The organism is Rhodanobacter sp. OR87 (genome assembly GCF_000473345.1).
GTDB lineage: Bacteria > Pseudomonadota > Gammaproteobacteria > Xanthomonadales > Rhodanobacteraceae > Rhodanobacter > Rhodanobacter denitrificans.
In genome coordinates, this window is sequence record NZ_AXBJ01000018.1 from 58,165 (window position 1) to 78,834 (window position 20,670).

Sequence of the window (20,670 nt, forward strand, 5' to 3'; positions counted from 1 at the left end):
TTTTCCTGCCGGCGGCCGTGTGCGGCTTCAGCCGTCGTCGCGGGCAACGGTCCAGGCCGAGGTCATCGCGCGGCGAAGTTGTTGCGGCGAAACCGGCTTGTACAGCAGCGGGATCTTCGCGGCGATGATTTCGCGCAGGCAGTCGATGCGGGTTTCGCCGGTGACCAGCAGGCGCGCAAACGGCGTGTTGCCATCGCGCCGGTAGTGCTGGTCGAGCGCGGCGAAGACGTCGGGGCCGCGTTCGCCGCCGCGCAGGAGCAGGTCGCAGATCACGATATCGGGCGGCCCCGGCCAGTTTTCGACGGCCTCCAGCGCCTGCAGCCGGTCCTCGGCCACTTCCACCTTGCAACCCCAGCTGCGCAGCAGGAAGCGGATGCCGGACAGGATGGCCGGGTCGTCGTCCACGACCAGCACACGCTTGCCGGCCAGATCGGCGGGTTCGTCGTCGTCGGGCTCCGACAAAGCCGCCCGCGCGCCGGCGCCCGGCAGCAGGAAATGGAACACGCTGCCTCGGCCGAGTCGGGATTTCACCTGAACTTCGGTATCGAGCAGCTCCGCCAGCCGCTGCACCGTCGCCAGCCCCAAGCCCAGGCCCGAACGTGAGCCGTCGTCGAGTCCGGTGTCGGGGTGGTCGTCGATGCGGTAGAACTCGTCGAACACGCTGGGCCGGTGCTCCGGCGCGATGCCGCGGCCGGTGTCCCACACCTCGATGCGCACCCGGCCGTTGCCGGCGCGGCGGGCGCCGACCAGCGTGCCGCCGTGATGCGTGAAGCGCAGGGCGTTGCTGACCAGATTGTTGAGGATGCGGATGAGCATGGTGCGGTCGCTGCGTACCCACAGCCCGGCAGGGTGGGTGGCCAGCTGCAGCCCGCGCTGCTCGGCGACCATGTCGAAATTGCGGCTGACTTCGGCGAAGACCTGGTCGAGCGGAAACTCGCTGACCTCGACTTGCACCGCACCGGTTTCCAGCCGCGACAGATCGAGCAGTTCGCCGAACAGGTGGTCGAGCGATTGCACGCATTCCTGGATGTGCGCGATCCGGTCCAGCCGCTGCGGATCGTGCTCGTCGACCGCCAGCGCGGAGGAGAGCAGGGTAAGCGCGTACAGCGGCTGGCGCAGGTCGTGCGAGGCCGCCGCCAGGAAGCGCGACCTGGCCAGACTGGCCGCTTCCAGCGCGGCATTCTTGCGGGCCAGTTCCTGCGTGGCCTGCTCGATCTGCTGTTCCATGCCGAGTTGTATGTCGTGCAGTGCCGCGGCCGCTTGGTTGAAGCCCTGCTGCAGTTCGCCGATTTCGGTGCGATCGGTCACTGCCACCATCACCTGGCGGCTGCCCTGGCCCAGTTGCCGCACGGCACCGGCCAGGTGGCGCAGCGGCGCGCTGATCCGGCGCGCGGCCTGCCAGCCGATCATGCCGGCAACGAGCAGGCTCAGTGCCAGGGCGATCAGCGCATAGCGCAGGCTGGCGCGTTGCGCGGCGATCGCATCATGCAGGCTCACATCCACCAGCACCGAGCCCAAGGCGTCTTTTTCCGATTGCTCGCGATCGACCACATTGCGCACCACGGTCAGGGTTTCCCGCGGATCGCGGCTGGTATCGGGCTCGTGATGGTCGGCCAGGATCTGGCCGGCATCGCTGCGGATCTGCACGCGCGTCACGTGTGGCAGTTCGCCGACCGAATCGGCGATTCGAGCCAGTTCGCGCAGTTGCTCCGTGCGTAGCGGCTGCAGGCTGATCGAGGCCGCCTGGGTGGCGATGGCCTCGGCGTTGTCGTGCGCGACCTGGCGCAGGTTGGCCAACTGGCGCTGGGTCAACAGGGTCACCAGCAGCGCGGCGGTGACCAGGGCGGGCACCAGCGCCACGAAGGCGAGGCGCTGCGTCAGCGTCGTGCGCTGCCACAGGCGCGCAGGCCAGGACTTGGTCGCCATGTCCATCTGCCCCATACCTCCCGCGCATTGCCCCGCACCAGCACGCCGGGCCAGGTTCAGCCCTTGTCCCATGCATCTGGATGATCTGAGTCTGGCGCAACACTAGCGCGAAATGCGCAGATTGACAGCTGTATCGGGACACGGGGTGGTATGTCTGCTCCCGGCGAGTCGGTACCGGCGGCGACACCCCGCGACGCATGGTCGATCGGGTCGGTGTTCATGGTGGTGTCGGATAGGGTGGCATCGTGGTGCCGGTCGCGAGGGCGACGACCAGCGCGAACGCCCCCTCGCCCGGAGTCGTGGTGCAGGCGCGACGGGATGGTCGCGCCTGCCGGGTCCGGCGACTATCTCAGGCCTTCAGTGAACCAGTAGGTGCGCTTGCGCTTGCCGGTATTGGGCGGAGTGACCTTCTGGGCGCCCAGCGCCGAGCTGTTGTTGCCGCCGCCGGTGCCGGTCTGGTTACCGCCGCCGATGAGCACCGGGGTGTACACGCCGCTGCCGGGATTGACTTCGACCAGGCCGAACACCGGCGAGGGCGGCAGGCCGCCACCGTCGAAGACGATGTAGCCGTTGCTGTTCTGGCCGGCGCCGGTCCGGAAGTCGATCGCGTAGCCGCGTGCGATACCCAGGTTCGGGTAGCACATGCTGGGGTTCAGCTTCGGATCGGCCGGGGTGTTGGTGCCGAAGTAGGTGTAGCCGGCCACGGTCAGCGGCGCGTTCACCGCCTTCTCGCCCGAGTGGGTCAGGGTGACATAGAACCCCGACGTGGTGCTGGTGGAGGAGTAGGGAGGGGTCGTTCCGGCGGCGGCGCCGGTCTCGTTGGTGAGCATGGCTTGGGTGATCGTGGTCCAGCCGGTGGCCACGCTGGTGCCGGTGTTGGTGTCCTTCAGCATGTAGAAGCGGTTGACCACGCAGGAGGATGCGTTGGTCGCCAGAGGATGCTCGCGGTCGCCGCTGGCGGCCACCACCGCGTCGAAGCTGGAGGTCGGCGTGACATCGGGGGGGTAGAAGAACTTGCGCGCGCCGGTGGGGTTGGTGGCGCAGGCGCTGCCGGTGCCGGTGCCGGTGGTGCGCAGGCTGGCAAGCTTGGTCACCTGCCAGTTGGCGGGGGAAGTGTCGTCCACGTCGACGCGCCAGATGTTGCCCCCGAGGTCGCCGGTGTAGAGGCGGTCGGTGTAGCCGTCGCCGTTGCGATCGAGCAGGGTGATGTCGGACGGGATCGCATAGGTCATGCCAGGTACCGCAGCCGTGCAGCCGGATGGGCAGGCGCTCCACACCGTGCTGCCGTTGAACGCATCCAGCACCACGATCGCGCGCCCCATGGTGTCGGCTGTGGCGACCGGATCCGTATCCTCGGCGGTGTCGTAGCCACCGCCCATGACGACCACCGGGATGGGATTGCCGCTGCTGAGGTCAGTGTGGCCCTTGACCAGCGCCAGCTTGGGTTGCGACCAGGTCTGGCCGAGTTCGGGGATGTCGGCGTTGGTCTTGCTCCACAAGAAAATCGGTGGCTGGAGCGGGTCGCTCACGTCGAACGCGTAGATCAGCCGGCCGCCGCGGCGCGCCGTGACGTAGATGTAGGTCTTCGGGCTGGCGGCGTTGCGCAGGTCCTGATAGACCGTGGTGGTGCCGTCGAAGAAGTAGGGCTTGCCGCTGCCGCTGGCGGCGCCCAGCGTAAGCAGCGGGCTGTTGTTGTACAGGCGCTGGAATCTGCTGAAGAAATTGGGGGCGATGAACGACCACAGTTCGCCGCCTGGGCGCACCAGTCGTCCGCTGGTCATCTTGATGACGCCGGGCGCGGTGGCATCCTTGTTGCCGTTGACGGCGTGGAAGAGGCCGTCGTTGGAACCGTAGAACGCCACGATGCCGATGGAGCCGCCGTAGTTGACGACCGCCGGCCGCGAATGCAGCACGTCGCCGTGGACGGACGGCCGAACGGTGACCGGGCTGCCCGGCCCGGCCGGGCTCTCGGCACCGGTACCGGTGTTGTTGTCCGTGCCGCGGATCCAGTTGATCAGGTCGGTGGTGGTGGGGGTCGTGGTCGAGCTGGTGCCGAACAGGCTGTTGCCGGCCAGCGTGGTGGCGTCGAACGTGGGCAGCGTGCCGGAGGTGGGGCAGCCGCCCACGCTGGTGCAGGTGTAGATCACCCGCGTCGACTGGTCGGTGAGGTAGTCCGCGCGGATCATTGCGGCCACGCCGCCCTTGTCGACGACCTCGCCATCCGGGGCATCGAAGACGCCGCCCGCGCCCGTCGAGTGGTTGACCCAGAAACCATTGGTCGGCCAGTTGGCGACGATGCTGCTGCTATAGCCGCTGGCGGTGATGGTGAACGGGCCGTCGCGCGGGGTACCGGTCTGGTGGTCTGCGGTCCAGAAGCTGAGCGCGGTGGGTGAAATGAAGCCGGTGCCGGCGTTGCTGATCGCCGGGTTGCCCAGCGAGTCGTCCAGCACCACGTCGTTGTTGCTGTCGTAGCCGAGCTGGTACTGCTTGAGGTTGCCCGCCCAGCGCGGCGCGGCGGTGGCATCCGGACGGAACATGCCGACATAAACCTGGTTGAGCGAGGTACCTTGGGCGTTCACGGCGACCGGCAGGCTCACCGAGGCAAATACGCTGTTGGTCGCCTGCACTTCGTTGAGGATCGTGGTCAGTGCCTCGATCAGGCCGCTCACATCACCTGCGCTCACGTAGAAGTACTTGCCGCCGCCATTGGCGGCCATGCTCTTGATCAGGTTGATGTGATCAACGCATTTCTGCTGCGTGGCCTCGCAGCCATTCGAAACGGCAATGGTGTAGGTGATGATGTTCTGCGGGTTGTGCTCGACCGAGGCGGAAATACCGGACAGGTCGGACTGGTACATGAACTTCGCCCATTCGTCGCCCCAGTTCTGCTGGTCACCCGTCGGGTTCAGCGGAATCATCGGCGGCGACATGGGGTTGGTGCTGGCGGGGACGCCCATGGCCGTGGCCAGCGTCGTTTGTGCCGACGTGACGCTGTTGGCGGTCTTGGGGGCATTGCTGCCGCTCACATTGGCCAGGTAGATGATGAAATTCTTCTGGCAGGCGTTGTTGATCGGCGTGGTGTACTTGGTCCCCGACAGACCGGTGGTGCCGGTGAAGAAAGCCCAGGCCTCCTCCATCGATTCGTCGAGATTGTTCGAGTTGGTACTGACGGCCGCCGTACCGGGGCCGGTTCCGCCGCCGGGCGTGCCGGCGATCGCGCTCTGGAAGGTGGCGGCACGGGTGGTGTCCAGCAGGGGCAGGGGGCCGGGCGGCGTCGGCGAGGGGTTCGGATAGAAGAACAACCCGCCATTGGCCCCGTTGAACATCATCAGGCCCATGTTGACCTGGCCGTTCAGCGCGCTGGTCGGAGCCCCGATGGAGCCGATCATGTTGTAAAGCGCGCATGCCTCAAAGTCATGCGCCTTGGGATTGGAGGCGATCCAGGTGGGGCAGTTGCTGCCGGGGGCTATCGTGGTGGCGGAATTGCCGTTCGCCGCGTTGTCCATGACCAGCAGCACGTTCGGCTGCCCGCCATTGATCGCGTTGCCGGTGTACAGGTCGATGTCCTCGCCGCTGGCCATGCCTGGCAGCGTCAGCGCCGCGGCGATCAGGGCGAAGATGCGCAACCGGCGGTTCAGGTTGGAGCGTGCGTGTGACATGGCGGCTACTCCGCGGGGACGGATGCGAGGTTAATAGGGGCAGGGCGTGCCGATCGGCACCTGTACGGAGGCGCCCTGGTGCACGGTGAGCGCGACGGCGGTGTTGCTCGGGTCGGTGACGCTGGACTGGATGTCCCAATCCGTCGCCGAGCACATCGAGGGCGCTGCCGGCGGAGGAGACACCGACGAGGACGGACCGGGCAGGATCAGGTTGCCGTTGGGATTGTTGGGCACCTTGCACACATCGCCCACCGGCAGGGTTGCGTTCGGGATCACCTTGCTGTCCAGGCAGACCGGAGGGGCGACCTGCGCCGTGAAATCCGTGCTGCCGTCGCCGTTGACGTCGACCCGCACGGGGGTGGTGGTGGTGATCGGCAGCCGGATGAACGGCTGGCTCATCACCTGCTCGATGCCCTGTTGTGCCACGGTGCCGGCTTCCAGCCGGTACTGCTGGTTGGCGGCGACCTTGGTGTTGATCATGCTCGAACTGACCATGGAAATGGCGAAGAGCATGAAGATGACCAGGAAGATCAGCGTCATCACCAGGGTGAAGCCGCGTTGTGAGGCGCGGGACGGAGAGGTCTTCATCACTGGTTCTCCCTCAGGCCGCCGGTGTTCCAGATGCGGGCGACGGTACCGTAGATGTGTCGCTTGTAGTGGTCGCCGTACGGGCCGTTCGCCGCGGCGCGGCCCAGGGCGTAGGTGCGGGTGTCGGTCCAGCTGGCGGTGCTGTCGAGGTTGCGCGAAAGCAGGTTGATGCGCACGGCGGCGACGTTGGCCCAGTTGGCGGTGGCCGACGCGGTCCATGCGTAGGAGGCAGCCGTCGCCGCGGTGGCGCAGGCCGCCGGCACGGCGCTGGTGTCGGACGGGTTGTCGGCGTAGCAGTCCGGCGAGCCGTTGTTGTCGAGGTCCATGCCGTAGCTGTAGTGCACGTCCTCAATGCCGGTGACCAGCGAGGAGGTCTGGATCGTGCCGTTCACGAACTCGGCCATCTTCAGCGTCGGCGTGGTGTCGGCGCCGGCGCCGCTGCACACGTCGCAGGTGGCCACGTAGTAGCTGCGCATGACGTACTTGCGCAGCTCGGCAGCGCTGCTGGTGCTGCAGGTGCCGCCGGCAACGGCGGCCTTGTTGTGCAGGGTGAAATCGGCGGCGGTCTTGCTGTAGACCAGCGGCACGCTGTCCGTCTCGCAGCCTGACCGTTGCACGTAGTAATCGGTACCGTTGGCAGCGGCGGTGGTGGTGCCGGCGACGTAGCTGACGGTGAGGACTTCCGCGCCCGTGGCCCTGTTCGGCAAGGTGGTCGCCAGGCATGGGAGCACGGTGGCGGCCAACGCTGGCCCGTACACCGGGAGCGGAACGGTGACGGTCGGCGTGGTGCTGAAACCCATCGAGGCCGGCGCCGCGGCGCAGGGGTCCGGCAGGGCGTAGCTGGAGGTGGCAATCAGCTGGCTGGCGCGCCCGTAGAAGCCGGCCATCTCGATGTCGCGGGTGATGGATTGCAGGGCGAAGCGGCCGTTCTCGACCTGTTCGGAGGTCTTGTTGAACTCCGTCCGGGCCTTGCTGGTGGACACGTACAGCGAACTGAGTCCGGCCAGCAGCGCCAGGCCGATGGCGATGGCGATCATCAACTCGATCAGGGACATGCCCGCCTGCTGGCGGGCATGCGACATGGGCTGGCCGTGGGCGCGAGGAGTCATCATGTCGTCGTGAGGTTGGCGATCTGGATCTGGACGCTGATCACGCGCCGCAGGTTGGTGTTGCCGATCGAGGCCTTCCCGCACGTCAGGACGGGTATGGCGGTGGGCATCAGGCCCTGCCAGGCGACGCTGACGCGATAGATCTGATTGGCGGCGTCGACCTGGTCGATGCAGCCCACGGCGCCGATCATGGCGCCGACCTTGGAGGTGCCGGAAACTTCGCTGGAGCCGAGCAGGGTGTTTTTCCACGCGGCGAGATCGGCGTTGGCGGTGGCGATCTGGGTCGCCGAACCCGTGGCGCAGACCGGCAGCGGGGTGGTGGTCGTGCTGAGGCCGGTGGCGCCGTTCGAATAGCACGCGGCGACCTGCCGGTTGGCGTTGATGCGCGAGGCCATGTCCTGCACCAGGGTCAGTGCCTGCACCCGCTGGTACGACTCCATCTCGCTGCGCGTGGATTTCGCCATCAGGGTGACGGTGCCGAGCAAGGCGATCGCCGCGATGACCAGCGACACCAGCGCCTCGATCAGCATCATGCCGGTCTGGTTCTTCATGGGCAGGTGACCTTGGTGGATTCGACCCGGCCGGTGGCACCCACCGCGACGGTGAGGCAGAGCGGCTGCGAGCCGGCCTTGTTGACGGGTTTGATCGTGAACGTGGCGCCGGTGCCGGTCATCCGGCCGTTGCCGCTGAAGCTGAAGCTCCCGCTGGATGGCGTGATGACGATATTGGCGAGGGCGGGCTGCTTGCGGATGACGTTGGCGGCCGTCTGGCTGACCACCCAGCCCTGGCTCCAGTCGGCCGCGTTGTTGGCCGTCACGTCGACCGTGGCGTTGCGCTTGATCGCCTCGCTGCGCGCCAGCGCCACCGTGGAATTGATGTCCATCGAGGCGTTCTTGACGCTTTGCGATTGCAGGAACGGCCGCATCGAGGGAATGGCGATCATCAGCAGCACGGCGAAGATGGCCAGGGTGACCAGCATCTCGACCAGTGTGAAGCCGCGGCTACGTGATGTGCGCATGGCTCATTTCCAGCAGTTCGTGGCGCCGGTACTGGCGAGCTTGCTGCCGTCGCCTTTGAGCGTGAGCGTGGCGCAGCCCGTGTCGCGAACCTGGCTGTTTTTCGGCGTGGCCGTGATGGTGTAGTCCGGCCCCGTGCCACCCGAGGCGGAAGCCGCGCTAGCCACCATGTCAATTTTGTAGTTGGGGTCCACAGTATTGGGCACGCTGTAGCCGAGCGTCGTCAGGCTGCCGGCGAACTGCCGGGCGTCGACCATGTAGCGTTCCTGCGCGCTGGCGATTTCCTGCATCACGCTCTCGGCCGCCGAGCGGTTGGAGCGCAGCGTGTACTGGAAGTAGCTGGGCACGGCGATCGCGGCGAGGATGGCGATGACCGCCACCGTGATCATCAGCTCGATCAGGGTGAAACCCCGCAAGTGCGGCACGCCCTGCGCTTGACGCGGATAACTGCGCGGCAGTGACGCGAACCGTCGGCCGGTGTGGATCGCAACTGGCATATTTCCCCCCTAGGGTTGCCGGTATTGTTTCAGTTGACCGACAACTCCGTCCGTGTGCTGGGTCACGGGCTGACGCCATGCCTGGTGGCAATAGGGAATGTCGCCCCATCAAAGTCAATTTGCCGATGGGCGCGCGTCCGACGGCGCTGCCGGTCCTGCGCATGAACTTTCGGTCGGGCTCCGAAAGCAGGTCGTCCTTGCCCGGGCAGGGACGTTCGAAGCCGGTGGGGATCGGATGCCCGCGGGCATCCGGGCGCCGGGTCGCATCCCCGGGCCGGGGCCGGTCGCCCTGCGCTCAGCCGGAGCGTCGGGTGCCCTGCCGGCGCCGCCGGGTGAGGCGTTCGACCAGCAACGGCAGCAGGGCGAGCAGGGCGATCGCGCCCAGCGGCAGCAGTACTTCGCGGTGCAGGAACAGGCCGATGCCGAAACTGCCGCCCTGGCTCATGGCCATGGCGTCGCCGAGGCCGGCGCCGATCGAGGTTTCGAAGATCAGCGAGACGGTGCCGCCCAGCCAGCTGGCGCCGAGGAACAGCCACAATGGGCAGCGCAGCCAGGCCAGGCAGATGGTGACCAGGCCGAACGGCGCCACCGGCACGAAGCGCAGGAACAGGGTGTAGCTCACCGGGTGGCGTTCGAAGCCGTGGTGCAGCTTCGCCACCATGGCCGGCGGCTGCCGGCTGCCGGCGCCGAAGGCGTAGCGGCTGGCCAGGTACAGCACCAGCGAACCCAGGGTCAGGCCGATCGAGGAGCATACGGTGGCGTCGACCACGCCGAAGGCGAAGCCGCCGGCCAGGATCACCACGATGGTGCCGGGGAGGCCGGTGGCCACGGTCAGCGTCAGCAGCCCGATGAAGGCCAGCCGGGTCAGCCACGGGTGGCTGGCGATCTGTGTGTGCAGCTCGGCCTGGTGCGCCACCAGCTGGTGCGGGCTCAGCTGATGCAGCGAGCCGGAGGCGAACAGCACGATGCCGGCCAGCACCAGCAGGACCAGCGGCAGCGCGGCGCGCCAGCGGCTCAATACGGCTGGCCGCTGGCGCCGTAGGCGGCCAGTACCTCGCGCGCCTGCTCGCGCAGGATGTCGCGACGTACCGCGATGCCGCGACGCTGCAGTTCACCGACCCAGTCGGCCGGCAACGGGCCCTCGTCGAACTCGGTGAGTTCCTCGACGTCTTCCGATCGCGCGCCGATCAGCAGCTCGTCGACGCCGGCCCACACGGTGGCGCCGTAGCACTGGCAGCAGGGTTGCGAACTGCTGGCCAGCACGTAATGGCCGCCGTCCTCGTTCATCCGGTGCCGGCTCAGGCGTTGCTGCGCGATCATGATCGTCATCATCTCGGCGTGCGCGACCGAGCAGCTTTGCGGCAGCACGCGATTGACGCCGACCGCGACCAGCCGGCCGCTGTGGCTGTTGAACACGGCCGCGCCGAACGGGCCGCCGCCGCCGCGATCCACGTTGTGCCGCGACAGCTCGATCGCCAGGCCGACGCGCTCCTCGTCGCTGTGGTAGCGCCGGTTGGTGTCGGCGACGTCGCCGATCCACGGCGGCAGGGTGAGATGGATTTGCAGCGGCAGCATGCCTTCGCTCCGTTCGTGGGCCGATCTGCTTACTGGCCGGCGGGCCTGGCCCAGACGTCGCGCAGGGTCACCGTGCGGTTGAATACCGGCGCGTCGGCGCGGTGGTCGACGCGGTCGGCGACGAAGTAGCCGAGCCGCTCGAACTGGAAGCGCTGCTCCGGCTCGACGCCGGCGGCGGCCGGTTCCAGCCACGCCTGCACCACGCGCTTGGCCTCGGGGTTGACGTGGTCGAGCCAGCTCTTGCCGTCCTCCTCGCTGTCCGGCGCGGGCACGCTGAACAGGCGGTCGTACAGGCGCACCTCGGCGGCCACCGCGTGCGTCGCGCTGACCCAGTGGATGGTGCCCTTCACCTTGCGGTCGGCGCCGGGCAGGCCGTGGCGGGTTTCCGGGTCGAGCGTGCAGTGCAGCTCGACCACCTGGCCGTCGGCGTCCTTGACGACCTCGACGCACTTCACGATGCCGACGCCGCGCAGGCGCACTTCGCCCTCCGGCTTCAGCCGGTGGAAGCCCTTCGGCGGCACCTCAGCGAAATCCTCGCGCTCGATCCATACCTCGCGGGCGAACGGCACCTCGCGCGTGCCGAAGCCCTCGTCCTTGGGGTGGTTCGGGAAGCTCAGGGTTTCCTCGTGGCCCGCCGGCAGGTTGGTGAGCACCAGCTTCAGCGGGTCGAGCACGCCCATTCGGCGCGCCGCGGTGGCGTCCAGATCCTCGCGGATGCAGTTTTCCAGCACCGCGTAGTCGATCACGCTGTTCTGCTTGCTGACGCCCACGCGCTCGATCAACAGGCGCAGCCCGGCCGGCGTGAAGCCGCGCCGGCGCAGGCCGCGCAGGGTGTTCATGCGCGGGTCGTCCCAGCCGTCCACATGATGCTCGCCGACCAGTTGCGCCAGCTTGCGCTTGCTGGTGATGCAGTAGGAAAGGTTCAGCCGCGAGAACTCGATCTGGCGCGGCTTGGCCGGCTTCGCCTCCAGGCCTGCGGCGACTACCGACTGCCACAGCTCGGGATGGTTCGGCAAGTCCACCTTGTCCACGCACCAGTCGTACAGCGGGCGGTGGTCCTCGAACTCCAGCGTGCACAGCGAGTGGGTGATGCCTTCCATCGCGTCGCTGAGCGCGTGCGCGAAGTCGTACATCGGGTAGATCGGCCAGGCGTCGCCGGTGTTCTGGTGGCTGACCTCGCGGATGCGGTACAGCGCCGGGTCGCGCAGGTTGATGTTGCCGGAAGCCATGTCGATCTTCGCGCGCAACGTCTTGCTGCCGTCGGCGAACTCGCCCTCGCGCATGCGGCGGAACAGGTCGAGGTTTTCCTCCACGCTGCGCTCGCGGTACGGCGAGTGACGGCCCGGCTCGGTCAGCGTGCCGCGGTAGGCGCGCATCTCGTCGGCGGAAAGGTCGTCCACGTAGGCCAGGCCGTCCCCGATCAGCTTGAGCGCGGCGCGATAGAACACGTCGAAATAGTCCGAGGCGTGGCGCAGCTCGTGCCAGTCGTAGCCCAGCCAGCGCACGTCGTCCTTGATGCCCTGCACGAACTCGGGGTCTTCCTTGCCCGGGTTGGTGTCGTCCAGGCGCAGGTTGCACCAGCCGTTGAATTCGCGGGCGATGCCGAAGGAGAGGCAGATTGCCTTGGCGTGGCCGATGTGCAGGTAGCCGTTCGGTTCCGGCGGGAAGCGGGTGTGGATCGCGCTGTGCCTGCCCGCGGCGAGGTCGTCGCGCACGATCTGCCGGATGAAGTCCTGATGGGGAGCCGCCTGCTGCACGGCGGCCGTCGAAGGGGCGGGTGCGTTGGCGGGGTTCTCGGTCGGCATCGGGCTCGGGCTCGCAAGCGGTGGCGGAAACAGGCAAGTTTACCTTGTCGCCGCCACCGCCGCCGGGAGTCTTGCCCCGCGCAGCGGGGCGGGTTAGCGTGCAGGGCATGCATACCGTCTATCGCGCCGAGAACCTGTTCGATGCCCATCTGGTCAAGGATGCGCTGGAAGCGGGCGGCATCCCGGCGTTCATCGCGGGCGAGTACCTCACCGGCGGGGTCGGCCAGCTGCCGGCGATGAATTACATCGCGGTGATGGTGCCCGCATCGAGCCTGGCCGAGGCCGGCGGCATCGTGGCCGAGGTCGAGGCGCGGCTGGTCGAGGCGCGGCAGGCGATCGGCGACGCGCTGCCGGACGATCCGCTGGCCGCGCCCTGTTGAGCCGCGCGCCTTCGCCCAGGGAACCCCATGCAAGACCTTGCCACACTGATCCGCGCCGTTCCCGATTTTCCCCGCCCCGGCGTGATGTTTCGCGACGTCGCCCCGCTGCTTGCCGATGCCGGCAGCTTCGCCCGCTGCATCGACGCACTGGCTGAGCCGTGGCAGGGCAGCGGCGTGCAGGCGGTGTGCGGGATCGAGGCGCGCGGTTTCATCTTCGGCGCCGCGCTGGCGCAGAAGCTGCACGCCGGCTTCGTGCCACTGCGCAAACCCGGCAAGCTGCCGCCGCCGGTGGCGAGCGTGGACTACCAGCTGGAATACGGCAGCGACCAGCTGCAGGTGCAACGCGGTGCGTTCCGGCCGGGCGAGCGCGTGCTGCTGGCCGACGACGTGCTGGCCACCGGCGGCACACTGGCGGCGGCTGCGGCGCTGGTCGGCGGCCTCGGCGCCGAGCTGCTCGGCGCCAGCGTGGTGATCGAACTGCCTGTGCTGCGGGGGCGCAGTCGCTGGCCGGCGGGCGCGCCGCTGCACAGCCTGTTGCGTTACTGAGCTCGGCCGCTCACGGCGCGGCGGCGTCGACCCGTTCGACGTAGATCAGCTCGCACGCGCCCGCGCCGGTGTCGTCGCGGGTCAGCGAGGTGTTCCAGTGCCAGCCGCCGGGACGGCTGGCGTCGACCAGGAAGCCTTCGAGGTGTACCAGCTGGCCGGGGCGCACCTGGTCGAGCTGGCGTTTCACGTCGGGGTCGGCGGGAATCATGTGCATGTTCGCGCTGGAGGTCTCGATCTCGCGGCGCGGAATCGGGAAGGCCTCGACGTGCCAGTAGTAGAAGCGGCCGGACTGGCTGATGTCGATCTTGTCCAGCACCGCGCTGTCGGACATGCGGCCCCAGCCGAGCGCGAGATCGAGCGGGACCAGTTCGCCGTCGGTGCTCCGCGCGTAATCCTTGCGCGACAGCACGCGCGCGGTGATGTCGAAGTGGGCGCGGGTGGTCAGGGTGACGTCGCCACGCTGCAGCTGCGCGCCGTGGTCGAGATCGACCTGCACCGGTACTTCGGCGGCGAGTACGCCGGGTTCGGGCTGCAGCGGAAGATGCTGGCGGTGCCGCAACACGCCCAGCAGCACTAGCAGCAGGAGTGCCGCGACGAGGAGTTTGCGCATGCTCAGGCGAAATCCGCCGCCAGCATGCGGTGCTGCTGCGGGGCCAGCGTCGCCTCGACCGGCAGCGCCTGCAGCGTCGAGGCCAGCGCGACCGGCGCACCGGAGCGCCAGTCCGCGATCATCGCCGCGTCGAGTTCGAAGCGCAGGAAATGCACCGCGGCGGTCTTCTCCTCGTTGCTGCGCTCCATGTCCTCGTCGGCGATGGCGGCGACCGGGGCGTGGCCGTGCACGGTCAGCGCGATCGCGTGCTCGAGGTGGCGCAGGCGCACCAGTTCGCGCTTGCGCTGTTCGGCGTCGGGGTACTCGATGAGCATGGTGGCCTTGAGATTGCTGCCGTCGGGGATCAGCGGATTGTAGGCGTCCAGCTCGTCCTGGATGCCGGAGGCCTCGAAGATGCGCTCGATGCGCAGCATCTCCTGCACCTGGTACTGGATGCTCAGGCGGTCCTCGAAGATCAGCGTGAGGTGCTCGCCGAGGTGCACCGTGCGCTGCTTCTTGTGCGCCATCACGCGGGTGCGGAACTCGCCGCGCTGCTGCGCGTAGGCTTCCAGGCTGAGCAGGTCGGCGCGGGTGAGTTTGTCCATGCTCAGATTCCGTAGGCCTTGCGCAGCAGGCTCAACGGATGCTCCGCCGCCGGCTGGTCGCCGAGGCCGTGGGCGATGTGGCCGCCGGCCATCGGGCAGTCGCTGGTGAAGTGGTCGGGGTTGGCTTGCTCGACGCGATTCTCCACCGGTTTGGCCAGCTTGCGCGAGAGCGCGTAGGTCTTGTGCTTGACGCCGTAGGTGCCGTCGTGGCCGGAGCAGCGCTCGATGGTGGCGATCTCGGTGTCCGGCACCAGTTGCAGGATCTCGCGCGTCTTCGGGCCGATCTTCTGCACGCGCTGGTGGCACGGCACCTGCCAGGCGACCTTGCCCAGCGACGTCTTGAAGTCGGTCTTGAGCAGGCCGGCCTTGTGCCGTTCGGCCAGGTACTCGAACGGGTCGAAGAAGCGCTCGCGTACCAGCGCCACCTCGGCGTCATCGGGGAACATCAGCGGCAGCTCCTGCTTGAACATCAGCACGCAGGACGGGATCGCCGCGGTGAAATCCCAGCCTTCGCGCGCCATCTTCGCCAGCACCGGGATGTTGCGCTGCTTGTACTTCGTCACCGTCTGCAGGTCGCCCAGCTCCAGCTTGGGCATGCCGCAGCAGCTCTCCTGTTCGACCAGCTTGGTCGGGATCGCGTTGTGCTGCAGCACCGCGGCGAGGTCTTCGACCACCGCCGGGTCGGAGTGGTCGCAATAGCAGGTGGCGAACAGCGCGACCTTGCCGCGCGTGCGGCCGGCGGGCACCGCTTCGCCGCTGCCGTCGAGGTCGCGCAGGCGTTTGCGCGCGGTGGGCGAGTGGTACTCGGGCACGCGCGCGTCCGCGTCGACGCCCAGGGTCTTTTCCAGCAGCTGGCGCGCGACCGGGTTGCGGTTGGCGGCGTTGACCACCTGCACCACCACCGGGATCGACGCGAGCTTGCCGACGGTGCGCGTGCTGGACAGGATCCTCGACGACAACGGCGCGCCGTCACGCTCGAACGCCACCGCCTTGGCGCGCAGCATCAGGTGCGGGAAATCCACGTTCCACGGGTGCGGCGGCGTATACGGGCACTTGGTCTGGTAGCACAGGTCGCACAGGTAGCACTGCTCGGTGACCTTCGGGTAGTCGGCCTTGTCGACGCCGTCGATCTCCATCGTCGCCGACGCGTCAACCAGGTCGAACAGGGTAGGGAAGGCGTGGCACAGGCTGACGCAGCGGCGGCAGCCGTGGCAGATGTCGAACACGCGCTCCATCTCCGCTTCCAGCGCCGTGGCGTCCCAGAAAGCGGGCTCGTGCTGGCCCAGCGGATGGCGTGTGGGTGCGTCGAGGTTGCCTTCGCGCGTTTCGTGGATGGGGTCGGCCATCGTGTTCTCCCCGCGGGCTGGAACAGATCGGGTCAGGCAGCGTCAACGCCTGCGATCCGCCATCCCGGCTTTCGCCGGGATGGCGGCCAGGAGCAGGCGGCCGCGTTCAGGCCATGTCGCCCAGCGCCTTGGTAAAGCGGTTCGCGTGCGAACGCTCGGCCTTGGCCAGCGTCTCGAACCAGTCGGCGATCTCCTCGAAGCCTTCCTCGCGCGCAGCCTTGGCCATGCCCGGGTACATGTCGGTGTATTCGTGGGTCTCGCCGGCGATCGCGCTCTTCAGGTTCAGCTGGGTGCCGCCGAACGGCAGGCCGGTGGCAGGGTCGCCCACCGCCTCGAGGTATTCCAGGTGGCCGTGGGCATGGCCGGTCTCGCCTTCGGCGGTGGAGCGGAACACCGCGGAAATGTCGTTGTAGCCCTCGACGTCGGCCTTGGCGGCGAAGTACAGGTAGCGGCGGTTCGCCATCGACTCGCCGGCGAAGGCGTCTTTCAGGTTCTGCTCGGTCTTGGAGCCTTTCAGGTTGCTCATGACATCACCTCGTGACGTTGGGCTGGGAGGGGTTGCGCGTGCGGCCTTCATGGTCGTGACCGGCCGAGCCTAGCGCGCGGTGGGTTGCCGGTGAAATTGATTGTCTGGATCGGGCGGATAGCCCGCAGCTATCGGGGCGCGGCCTTGCGCGCGGCGCGCACGGGCTTCGCCGGCGGCGCGGGCGTGGCGGCCGTGTGCGGGTTCAGCAGGTCGGCCGGCAACTGCCGGAATACCGCAGCCAGCCGCTTCAGGAAGTCGGCCATCGCCGAGCTCTTGCGCCAGACCATGGCGACACGCCGGCTTGGCGGATGGCCCTTGAACTCGATCAGGTGCAGGTTGTCCAGCGGTGCCACCGGCGGCTTCACCGCGGTGACCGGCAGCAGGGTGATGCCGACGTTCGCCGCCACCATCTGCCGCAGCGTCTCCAGGCTGGTGGCGCGGAAGCCGCTGCGCTCGACGGCGCCGGCAAGATGGCATACCTCCAGCGCCTGGTCGCGCAGGCAATGGCCGTCTTCCAGCAGCAGCAGGTTCTGGTTGGAAAGGTCGGCCAGTTTCAGCTGGCCCTGCCTGTGCGCCAGCGGATGTTCGCCCGATACCGCCAGCAGGAACGGTTCCTCGAACAGGAACTCGCTGTGCAGGCTGTCCTCGTGCAGCGGCAGGGCGAGGATGCCGGCGTCCAGCTTGCCCTCGCGCAGCAGGCGCAGCACCGCCTCGGTCTTTTCCTCGACCAGCAGCAGTTCCAGCCGAGGGAAGGCTTGGCGCACCAGCGGCAGGGCATGCGGCAGCAGGTACGGGCCCAAGGTGGGGAAGATGCCCAGCCGCACCGTGCCCGATTCCGGGTCCAGCGTGCGGCGGGCCACGCTGCGGATCTGCTCGACCCCGTTGAGTACGTCGCGTGCGCGGATGGCGATGTCGCGGCCGACCTCGGTCAGCAGCACCTTGCGCGGGGTGCGTTCGACCAGCGGCACGCCCAGTTCCTCTTCCAGTTTCTTGATCTGGGTGGACAGGGTGGGCTGGCTGACGAAGCAGGCATCCGCGGCGCGGCCGAAGTGCCGGTGTTCGGCCAGGGCCACCAGGTACTGGAGATCGCGCAGGTTCATGGATCGTCCCGGCTCGGCAATAGCCATACGCTATGACAGGGATGGTAACAATCAATTGGAGCAATGCAAGCGGGCGCCTTACGCTGCACCGGCGATCCCCCGCGCGTCGGAGTTCCCTCCCTCTTCCCCCGCGGCGCGCGGGCTTTCCGGCCGGCGATGAAGTTCGCTTCATCGCCGGTTTTCTTTGGGTGCTGTCGCAGACGGCGCCGGCCGCGTGGCGGGCATGCCTTCTGGCACTGGGTCGGAGGTCATGCCGGCTCTAGCTTGAGGTTTTCCCCACGCCAGAGAAATCCTCATGCGACGACTCGCCCGCCCTCTCCTGCTTACCGCGCTGGCCACCTGCTGCGGCGCCGCGTTCGCCGCCACCGCCGACCAGGCGCCGCAGGGCCGGCTGCCGGGCTGGGCGGTGCCGCAGTCGTACCAGCTCGCGTTCAAGGTCGATCCGGCGCAGCAGGATTTCTCCGGCACCACCACGATCAAGGTCAAGCTAACCCAGGCCTCCGACCACCTGTGGCTGGACGGTGCGGGGCTGAAGGTGTCGAAGGTGACCGTCACCGACGCCGCCGGCAAGGCGCACGCCGGCAAGTACGTGGCGGTGGACCCGAAGGCCGGCGTGGCGCGGGTGGATTTCGGCCGCACGCTGAAGCCGCAGCAGCTGACGGTGAAGGTCGAGTACACCGCGCCGCTCAACCAGCAGTTGCAGGGCCTGTACAAGGTCACCGCGAAGGGCCAGCCGTATGCGATGACGCAGATGGAACCGATCAGCGCGCGCTTCGCCTTCCCCGGCTTCGACGAGCCGGGCTTCAAGACGCCGTTCGACCTCAGCATCACCGTGCCCGACCACGAAAACGTGGTGGCGAACACCCAGCAGGTGAGGGAGCAGCCGGCCGGCAGGGGCTGGAAGACGGTGACCTTCGCGCAGACGCTGCCGCTGCCGACCTACCTGGTCGCGTTCGCGGTCGGTCCGTGGGACATCGTCGCCGGCCCGGACATCTCGCCGACCGCGTATCGCGTCAAGCCGCTGCAGCTGCGCGGTATCGCCGCCAAGGGCGAGGGACAGCGCATGCAGCACGTGCTGGGCGAAACGCCGAGCATCATCCACGCGCTGGAGAACTACTACGGCTTCGGCTACCCGTTCGACAAGCTGGACCTGCTGGCCGCGCCGGATTTCGAGGCCGGCGCGATGGAGAACCCCGGCCTGGTCACCTTCCGCGACTGGCTGCTGCTGATCGACAAGGATTCGCCCGCGCGCAACGTGCGGGGCTCGTTCAACGTCAACGCGCATGAGCTCGCGCACCAGTGGACCGGCGACACGGTCACCACCGAATGGTGGAACGACATCTGGCTCAACGAGGCGTTCGCCACCTGGATGCAGCAGAAGGTGACCATGCAGGTGCACCCGGAATACCGCGCCGACCTCGACCGCGTGCGCGGCGGCCAGGGCGCGATGAACAACGACAGCCTGGTCAGCGCGCGCAGCATCCGCCAGCCGATCACCGGCAACGGCGACATCATGACCGCGTTCGACGGCATCACCTACCAGAAGGGTGCCAGCGTCATCGGCATGTTCGAGAACTACGTGGGCGAGCCGACCTACCAGAAGGGCATGCGCGCGTACATCCAGAGCCAGAAGTACGGCAACGCCACCGCCGACGACCTGGTCTCGGCGATCGCCACCGCGGCGGACAAGGGCGATGCATTCAAGCATGCGTTCAAGAGCTTCCTCGACCAGTCCGGCGTGCCGTACGTGGCGACGAAGCTGGAACAGAAAAACGGCCAGGCCGTGCTGCAGCTGAGCCAGAGCCGCTACCTGCCGCTCGGCAGCAGCGGCGATCCGCAGCGCATCTGGGGCGTGCCGGTATGCGTGCGCTACGGCACTGCCGCCAGCGGCAAAGATGGAGCACCATCCAGCAAGGTCGCTTGCAAGATGCTCGACAAGGCGACCGGCTCGATGGTGCTGGCCGGCGCCAGCCAGCCGACCTGGATCATGCCGAACGCGAACGCCAGCGGCTATTACCGCTTCAGCCTCGACAAGTCGGAGCTGGGCGGGCTGGTCAAGCAGATCGGCAAGCTCAGCGATGCCGAGCAACTCGCCTACGCCGACGCGATCGGCGCCAGCTTCCGCCATGGCGACATCGATGCCGGCGACATGCTGGCTGCATTGCAGCCGTTGGCCGGTTCGAAAATCCGCGAAGTGGCCACCGTGCCGCTGGACCAGGCGGCGCAGCTCTACCATCGCATCGCCGCCAACAATGCGCAGCGCGCCCGTCTGGCCGAGTGGGCAAAGGCGGCCTACCTGCCGCGGCTGGAGCAGCTCGGCTACCAGCGCAAGGCGAACGAGCCGGAAGACGATGCGCTGATGCGCAGCAGCCTGGCCGGCGCGCTGGCGTTCGACTTCAAGCTGCCGCAGGTGCGTGCGGCCCTGCTCAAGCAAGGTGAGGCCGCGCTCAAGCCGGGCGCCGATGGCCGTCTGAACCTGGCTGCCGCCGATCCCGACCTGCTCGGCGATGCGCTGGGCGTGGCGGTGCATGAACACGGCAAGAGCGTGGTCGATGCGCTGATCGCCGAGCTGCCGAAGACCAGCGATCCGGCCCTGCGCAACGGCATCCTCGGCGGCCTGGCCAGCGTGGAAGATCCTGCGCTGGCCGAGCAGGTGCGCAACTTCGCATTGACCAAGCCAGTGAAGGTCGGCGAGATGGGCATGCTGCTGCGCGGCGGCCGCGACACGCTGGCCCAGCGCGATGCGATGTGGACGTGGTTCACTGGACACTACCAGCAGATCCTCGATCGCACCGGCAGCTTCTCCGCCGGCCGCCTGCCGTCGCTGGCGGCCGGCGGTGGCTGCTCCAGCGCCGAGTACGATCGCCTGCAGGCGTTCTTCAAGACCCGCGAAAAGGACGCCGCCGGCATCGGCCGCGGCCTGGCGCAGACCGGCGAGTCGATCCAGCTGTGCGGCGCGCTGAAGGCGAAGCAGGATCCTGCCGCGATCCTGCGCTGAAGCAGCCGCGTCGCCCGGATGAAAAGCCCCGCTGCGGCGTAATGCCAGTCAGTTAAGACAGACTGGCATTTTTCGTGGGGTATTTGTGGGGTCGGCGTTTGACTTCACGGGGGCAAGATCGTTGTCGTCGTGCGGGCAACAGATAGATGTGGGCTTGCTGTCGGAGGCGGGCGAGTCGTTTGGGAAAGGCGCCGGGTGTTTCCAGCGGGGCGTATCGCAACTCGGCCACGATGGCGCGCGTGAACCCCTGGAAGCTGAGCCGGGTCGGTGGCACGCCCAGCTCACCAGCGGTTTGGTGCATTTCCCAGCGCAGCAGGTTGTAGGCGATCAGCAGCCCCCAGATTTCCTGCCGCACCAGCTCCGGTCGCTTGCTGCGCAAGACGGTGTCGTTGGCTTGCATGGCTT

Annotated in this window: 18 protein-coding genes and 1 pseudogene; 3 read left to right on the forward strand and 16 right to left on the reverse strand. The window is 67.9% G+C overall.

Translation table 11 applies throughout. The features are described 5' to 3' along the window. Positions 1–27: 27 nt before the first annotated feature. The 10 genes from RHOOR87_RS0113850 to RHOOR87_RS0113895 all read right to left on the reverse strand — a co-directional run bounded on the left by RHOOR87_RS0113850 (position 28) and on the right by RHOOR87_RS0113895 (position 12,175). Complete coding sequence (locus RHOOR87_RS0113850) at positions 28–1,926, reverse strand: hybrid sensor histidine kinase/response regulator (RefSeq protein WP_231378425.1); 1,899 nt, start codon at positions 1,924–1,926, stop codon at positions 28–30. A 344-nt stretch (positions 1,927–2,270) separates the two neighbouring features. Further along, a complete protein-coding gene (locus tag RHOOR87_RS0113855; RefSeq protein ID WP_043795623.1) occupies positions 2,271–5,585 on the reverse strand; it encodes a PilC/PilY family type IV pilus protein in 3,315 nt (1,104 codons plus the stop codon). A 30-nt stretch (positions 5,586–5,615) separates the two neighbouring features. After that, positions 5,616–6,173 carry a pilus assembly PilX N-terminal domain-containing protein gene (locus tag RHOOR87_RS0113860; protein ID WP_007507291.1) on the reverse strand — a complete coding sequence of 186 codons (558 nt, stop codon included), beginning with the start codon at positions 6,171–6,173 and terminating at the stop codon, positions 5,616–5,618. Beyond that, entirely contained in the window at positions 6,173–7,285 is a 1,113-nt protein-coding gene (locus tag RHOOR87_RS0113865) for a PilW family protein (RefSeq protein WP_255325564.1), read from the reverse strand. Before RHOOR87_RS0113865 ends, RHOOR87_RS0113860 begins: the two co-directional genes overlap by 1 nt. After that, positions 7,282–7,833, reverse strand: coding sequence for a type IV pilus modification protein PilV (gene pilV, locus RHOOR87_RS0113870; protein ID WP_007507288.1), 552 nt, complete (start codon positions 7,831–7,833; stop codon positions 7,282–7,284). The genes RHOOR87_RS0113865 and pilV overlap by 4 nt, the downstream gene beginning before the upstream one ends. After that, on the reverse strand, positions 7,830–8,300 hold the full coding sequence (locus tag RHOOR87_RS0113875) for a GspH/FimT family pseudopilin (RefSeq protein ID WP_007507286.1): 471 nt from the start codon (positions 8,298–8,300) through the stop codon (positions 7,830–7,832). Before RHOOR87_RS0113875 ends, pilV begins: the two co-directional genes overlap by 4 nt. A gap of 3 nt (positions 8,301–8,303) precedes the next feature. Next, a complete protein-coding gene (locus RHOOR87_RS0113880) occupies positions 8,304–8,795 on the reverse strand; it encodes a type IV pilin protein (protein WP_007507284.1) in 492 nt (163 codons plus the stop codon). Between the two features lie 295 nt (positions 8,796–9,090). Then, positions 9,091–9,813 carry a VTT domain-containing protein gene (locus RHOOR87_RS0113885; RefSeq protein WP_007507283.1) on the reverse strand — a complete coding sequence of 241 codons (723 nt, stop codon included), beginning with the start codon at positions 9,811–9,813 and terminating at the stop codon, positions 9,091–9,093. Further along, positions 9,810–10,370, reverse strand: coding sequence for a nucleoside deaminase (locus RHOOR87_RS0113890; RefSeq protein WP_027485347.1), 561 nt, complete (start codon positions 10,368–10,370; stop codon positions 9,810–9,812). The genes RHOOR87_RS0113885 and RHOOR87_RS0113890 overlap by 4 nt, the downstream gene beginning before the upstream one ends. Before the next feature lie 29 nt (positions 10,371–10,399). Next, positions 10,400–12,175 carry a glutamine--tRNA ligase/YqeY domain fusion protein gene (locus tag RHOOR87_RS0113895; protein ID WP_027485348.1) on the reverse strand — a complete coding sequence of 592 codons (1,776 nt, stop codon included), beginning with the start codon at positions 12,173–12,175 and terminating at the stop codon, positions 10,400–10,402. A 107-nt stretch (positions 12,176–12,282) separates the two neighbouring features. Here RHOOR87_RS0113895 and RHOOR87_RS0113900 point away from each other — a divergent pair, with 107 nt between their 5' ends. Then, the gene (locus tag RHOOR87_RS0113900; RefSeq protein WP_007507276.1) at positions 12,283–12,555 is read left to right on the forward strand and encodes a DUF2007 domain-containing protein; all 273 of its coding nucleotides are present in this window, start codon (positions 12,283–12,285) and stop codon (positions 12,553–12,555) included. A gap of 27 nt (positions 12,556–12,582) precedes the next feature. Further along, positions 12,583–13,101, forward strand: a complete 519-nt coding sequence (locus RHOOR87_RS0113905; RefSeq protein ID WP_027485349.1) for an adenine phosphoribosyltransferase — start codon at positions 12,583–12,585, stop codon at positions 13,099–13,101. 10 nt (positions 13,102–13,111) lie between these two features. On the opposite strand, the gene RHOOR87_RS0113910 is transcribed toward RHOOR87_RS0113905, so the two are convergent. From RHOOR87_RS0113910 to RHOOR87_RS0113930, 5 genes are all read right to left on the reverse strand, one after another. Then, positions 13,112–13,711, reverse strand: a complete 600-nt coding sequence (locus RHOOR87_RS0113910; protein WP_027485350.1) for a hypothetical protein — start codon at positions 13,709–13,711, stop codon at positions 13,112–13,114. A gap of 2 nt (positions 13,712–13,713) precedes the next feature. Next, positions 13,714–14,295 (reverse strand): DUF3501 family protein, encoded by a 582-nt coding sequence (locus tag RHOOR87_RS0113915; RefSeq protein WP_015446915.1) that lies wholly within the window; start codon positions 14,293–14,295, stop codon positions 13,714–13,716. 2 nt (positions 14,296–14,297) lie between these two features. Next, positions 14,298–15,641 carry a heterodisulfide reductase-related iron-sulfur binding cluster gene (locus RHOOR87_RS0113920; RefSeq protein WP_015446916.1) on the reverse strand — a complete coding sequence of 448 codons (1,344 nt, stop codon included), beginning with the start codon at positions 15,639–15,641 and terminating at the stop codon, positions 14,298–14,300. A 106-nt stretch (positions 15,642–15,747) separates the two neighbouring features. Next, a complete protein-coding gene (locus RHOOR87_RS0113925) occupies positions 15,748–16,167 on the reverse strand; it encodes a rubrerythrin family protein (protein WP_007507266.1) in 420 nt (139 codons plus the stop codon). Between the two features lie 128 nt (positions 16,168–16,295). Continuing rightward, positions 16,296–17,267 carry a LysR substrate-binding domain-containing protein gene (locus RHOOR87_RS0113930; protein ID WP_015446917.1) on the reverse strand — a complete coding sequence of 324 codons (972 nt, stop codon included), beginning with the start codon at positions 17,265–17,267 and terminating at the stop codon, positions 16,296–16,298. 295 nt (positions 17,268–17,562) lie between these two features. Here RHOOR87_RS0113930 and RHOOR87_RS0113935 point away from each other — a divergent pair, with 295 nt between their 5' ends. Further along, the gene (locus tag RHOOR87_RS0113935; RefSeq protein ID WP_027485351.1) at positions 17,563–20,265 is read left to right on the forward strand and encodes a M1 family metallopeptidase; all 2,703 of its coding nucleotides are present in this window, start codon (positions 17,563–17,565) and stop codon (positions 20,263–20,265) included. 52 nt (positions 20,266–20,317) lie between these two features. On the opposite strand, the pseudogene RHOOR87_RS20640 reads toward RHOOR87_RS0113935, so the two are convergent. Beyond that, positions 20,318–20,670 (reverse strand): annotated as a pseudogene (locus RHOOR87_RS20640) (DDE transposase); the annotation flags it as partial.

Coding starts and splice junctions, on each gene's coding strand:
- RHOOR87_RS0113910 (WP_027485350.1), bottom strand. CDS start 13,711: ATGCGCAAACTCCTCGTCGCGGCACTCCTGCTGCTAGTGCTGCTGGGC.
- RHOOR87_RS0113875 (WP_007507286.1), bottom strand. CDS start 8,300: ATGCGCACATCACGTAGCCGCGGCTTCACACTGGTCGAGATGCTGGTC.
- pilV (WP_007507288.1), bottom strand. CDS start 7,833: ATGAAGAACCAGACCGGCATGATGCTGATCGAGGCGCTGGTGTCGCTG.
- RHOOR87_RS0113905 (WP_027485349.1), top strand. CDS start 12,583: ATGCAAGACCTTGCCACACTGATCCGCGCCGTTCCCGATTTTCCCCGC.
- RHOOR87_RS0113865 (WP_255325564.1), bottom strand. CDS start 7,285: ATGATGACTCCTCGCGCCCACGGCCAGCCCATGTCGCATGCCCGCCAG.
- RHOOR87_RS0113920 (WP_015446916.1), bottom strand. CDS start 15,641: ATGGCCGACCCCATCCACGAAACGCGCGAAGGCAACCTCGACGCACCC.
- RHOOR87_RS0113930 (WP_015446917.1), bottom strand. CDS start 17,267: ATGAACCTGCGCGATCTCCAGTACCTGGTGGCCCTGGCCGAACACCGG.
- RHOOR87_RS0113850 (WP_231378425.1), bottom strand. CDS start 1,926: ATGGCGACCAAGTCCTGGCCTGCGCGCCTGTGGCAGCGCACGACGCTG.
- RHOOR87_RS0113895 (WP_027485348.1), bottom strand. CDS start 12,175: ATGCCGACCGAGAACCCCGCCAACGCACCCGCCCCTTCGACGGCCGCC.
- RHOOR87_RS0113925 (WP_007507266.1), bottom strand. CDS start 16,167: ATGAGCAACCTGAAAGGCTCCAAGACCGAGCAGAACCTGAAAGACGCC.
- RHOOR87_RS0113880 (WP_007507284.1), bottom strand. CDS start 8,795: ATGCCAGTTGCGATCCACACCGGCCGACGGTTCGCGTCACTGCCGCGC.
- RHOOR87_RS0113900 (WP_007507276.1), top strand. CDS start 12,283: ATGCATACCGTCTATCGCGCCGAGAACCTGTTCGATGCCCATCTGGTC.
- RHOOR87_RS0113935 (WP_027485351.1), top strand. CDS start 17,563: ATGCGACGACTCGCCCGCCCTCTCCTGCTTACCGCGCTGGCCACCTGC.
- RHOOR87_RS0113860 (WP_007507291.1), bottom strand. CDS start 6,173: ATGAAGACCTCTCCGTCCCGCGCCTCACAACGCGGCTTCACCCTGGTG.
- RHOOR87_RS0113890 (WP_027485347.1), bottom strand. CDS start 10,370: ATGCTGCCGCTGCAAATCCATCTCACCCTGCCGCCGTGGATCGGCGAC.
- RHOOR87_RS0113855 (WP_043795623.1), bottom strand. CDS start 5,585: ATGTCACACGCACGCTCCAACCTGAACCGCCGGTTGCGCATCTTCGCC.
- RHOOR87_RS0113915 (WP_015446915.1), bottom strand. CDS start 14,295: ATGGACAAACTCACCCGCGCCGACCTGCTCAGCCTGGAAGCCTACGCG.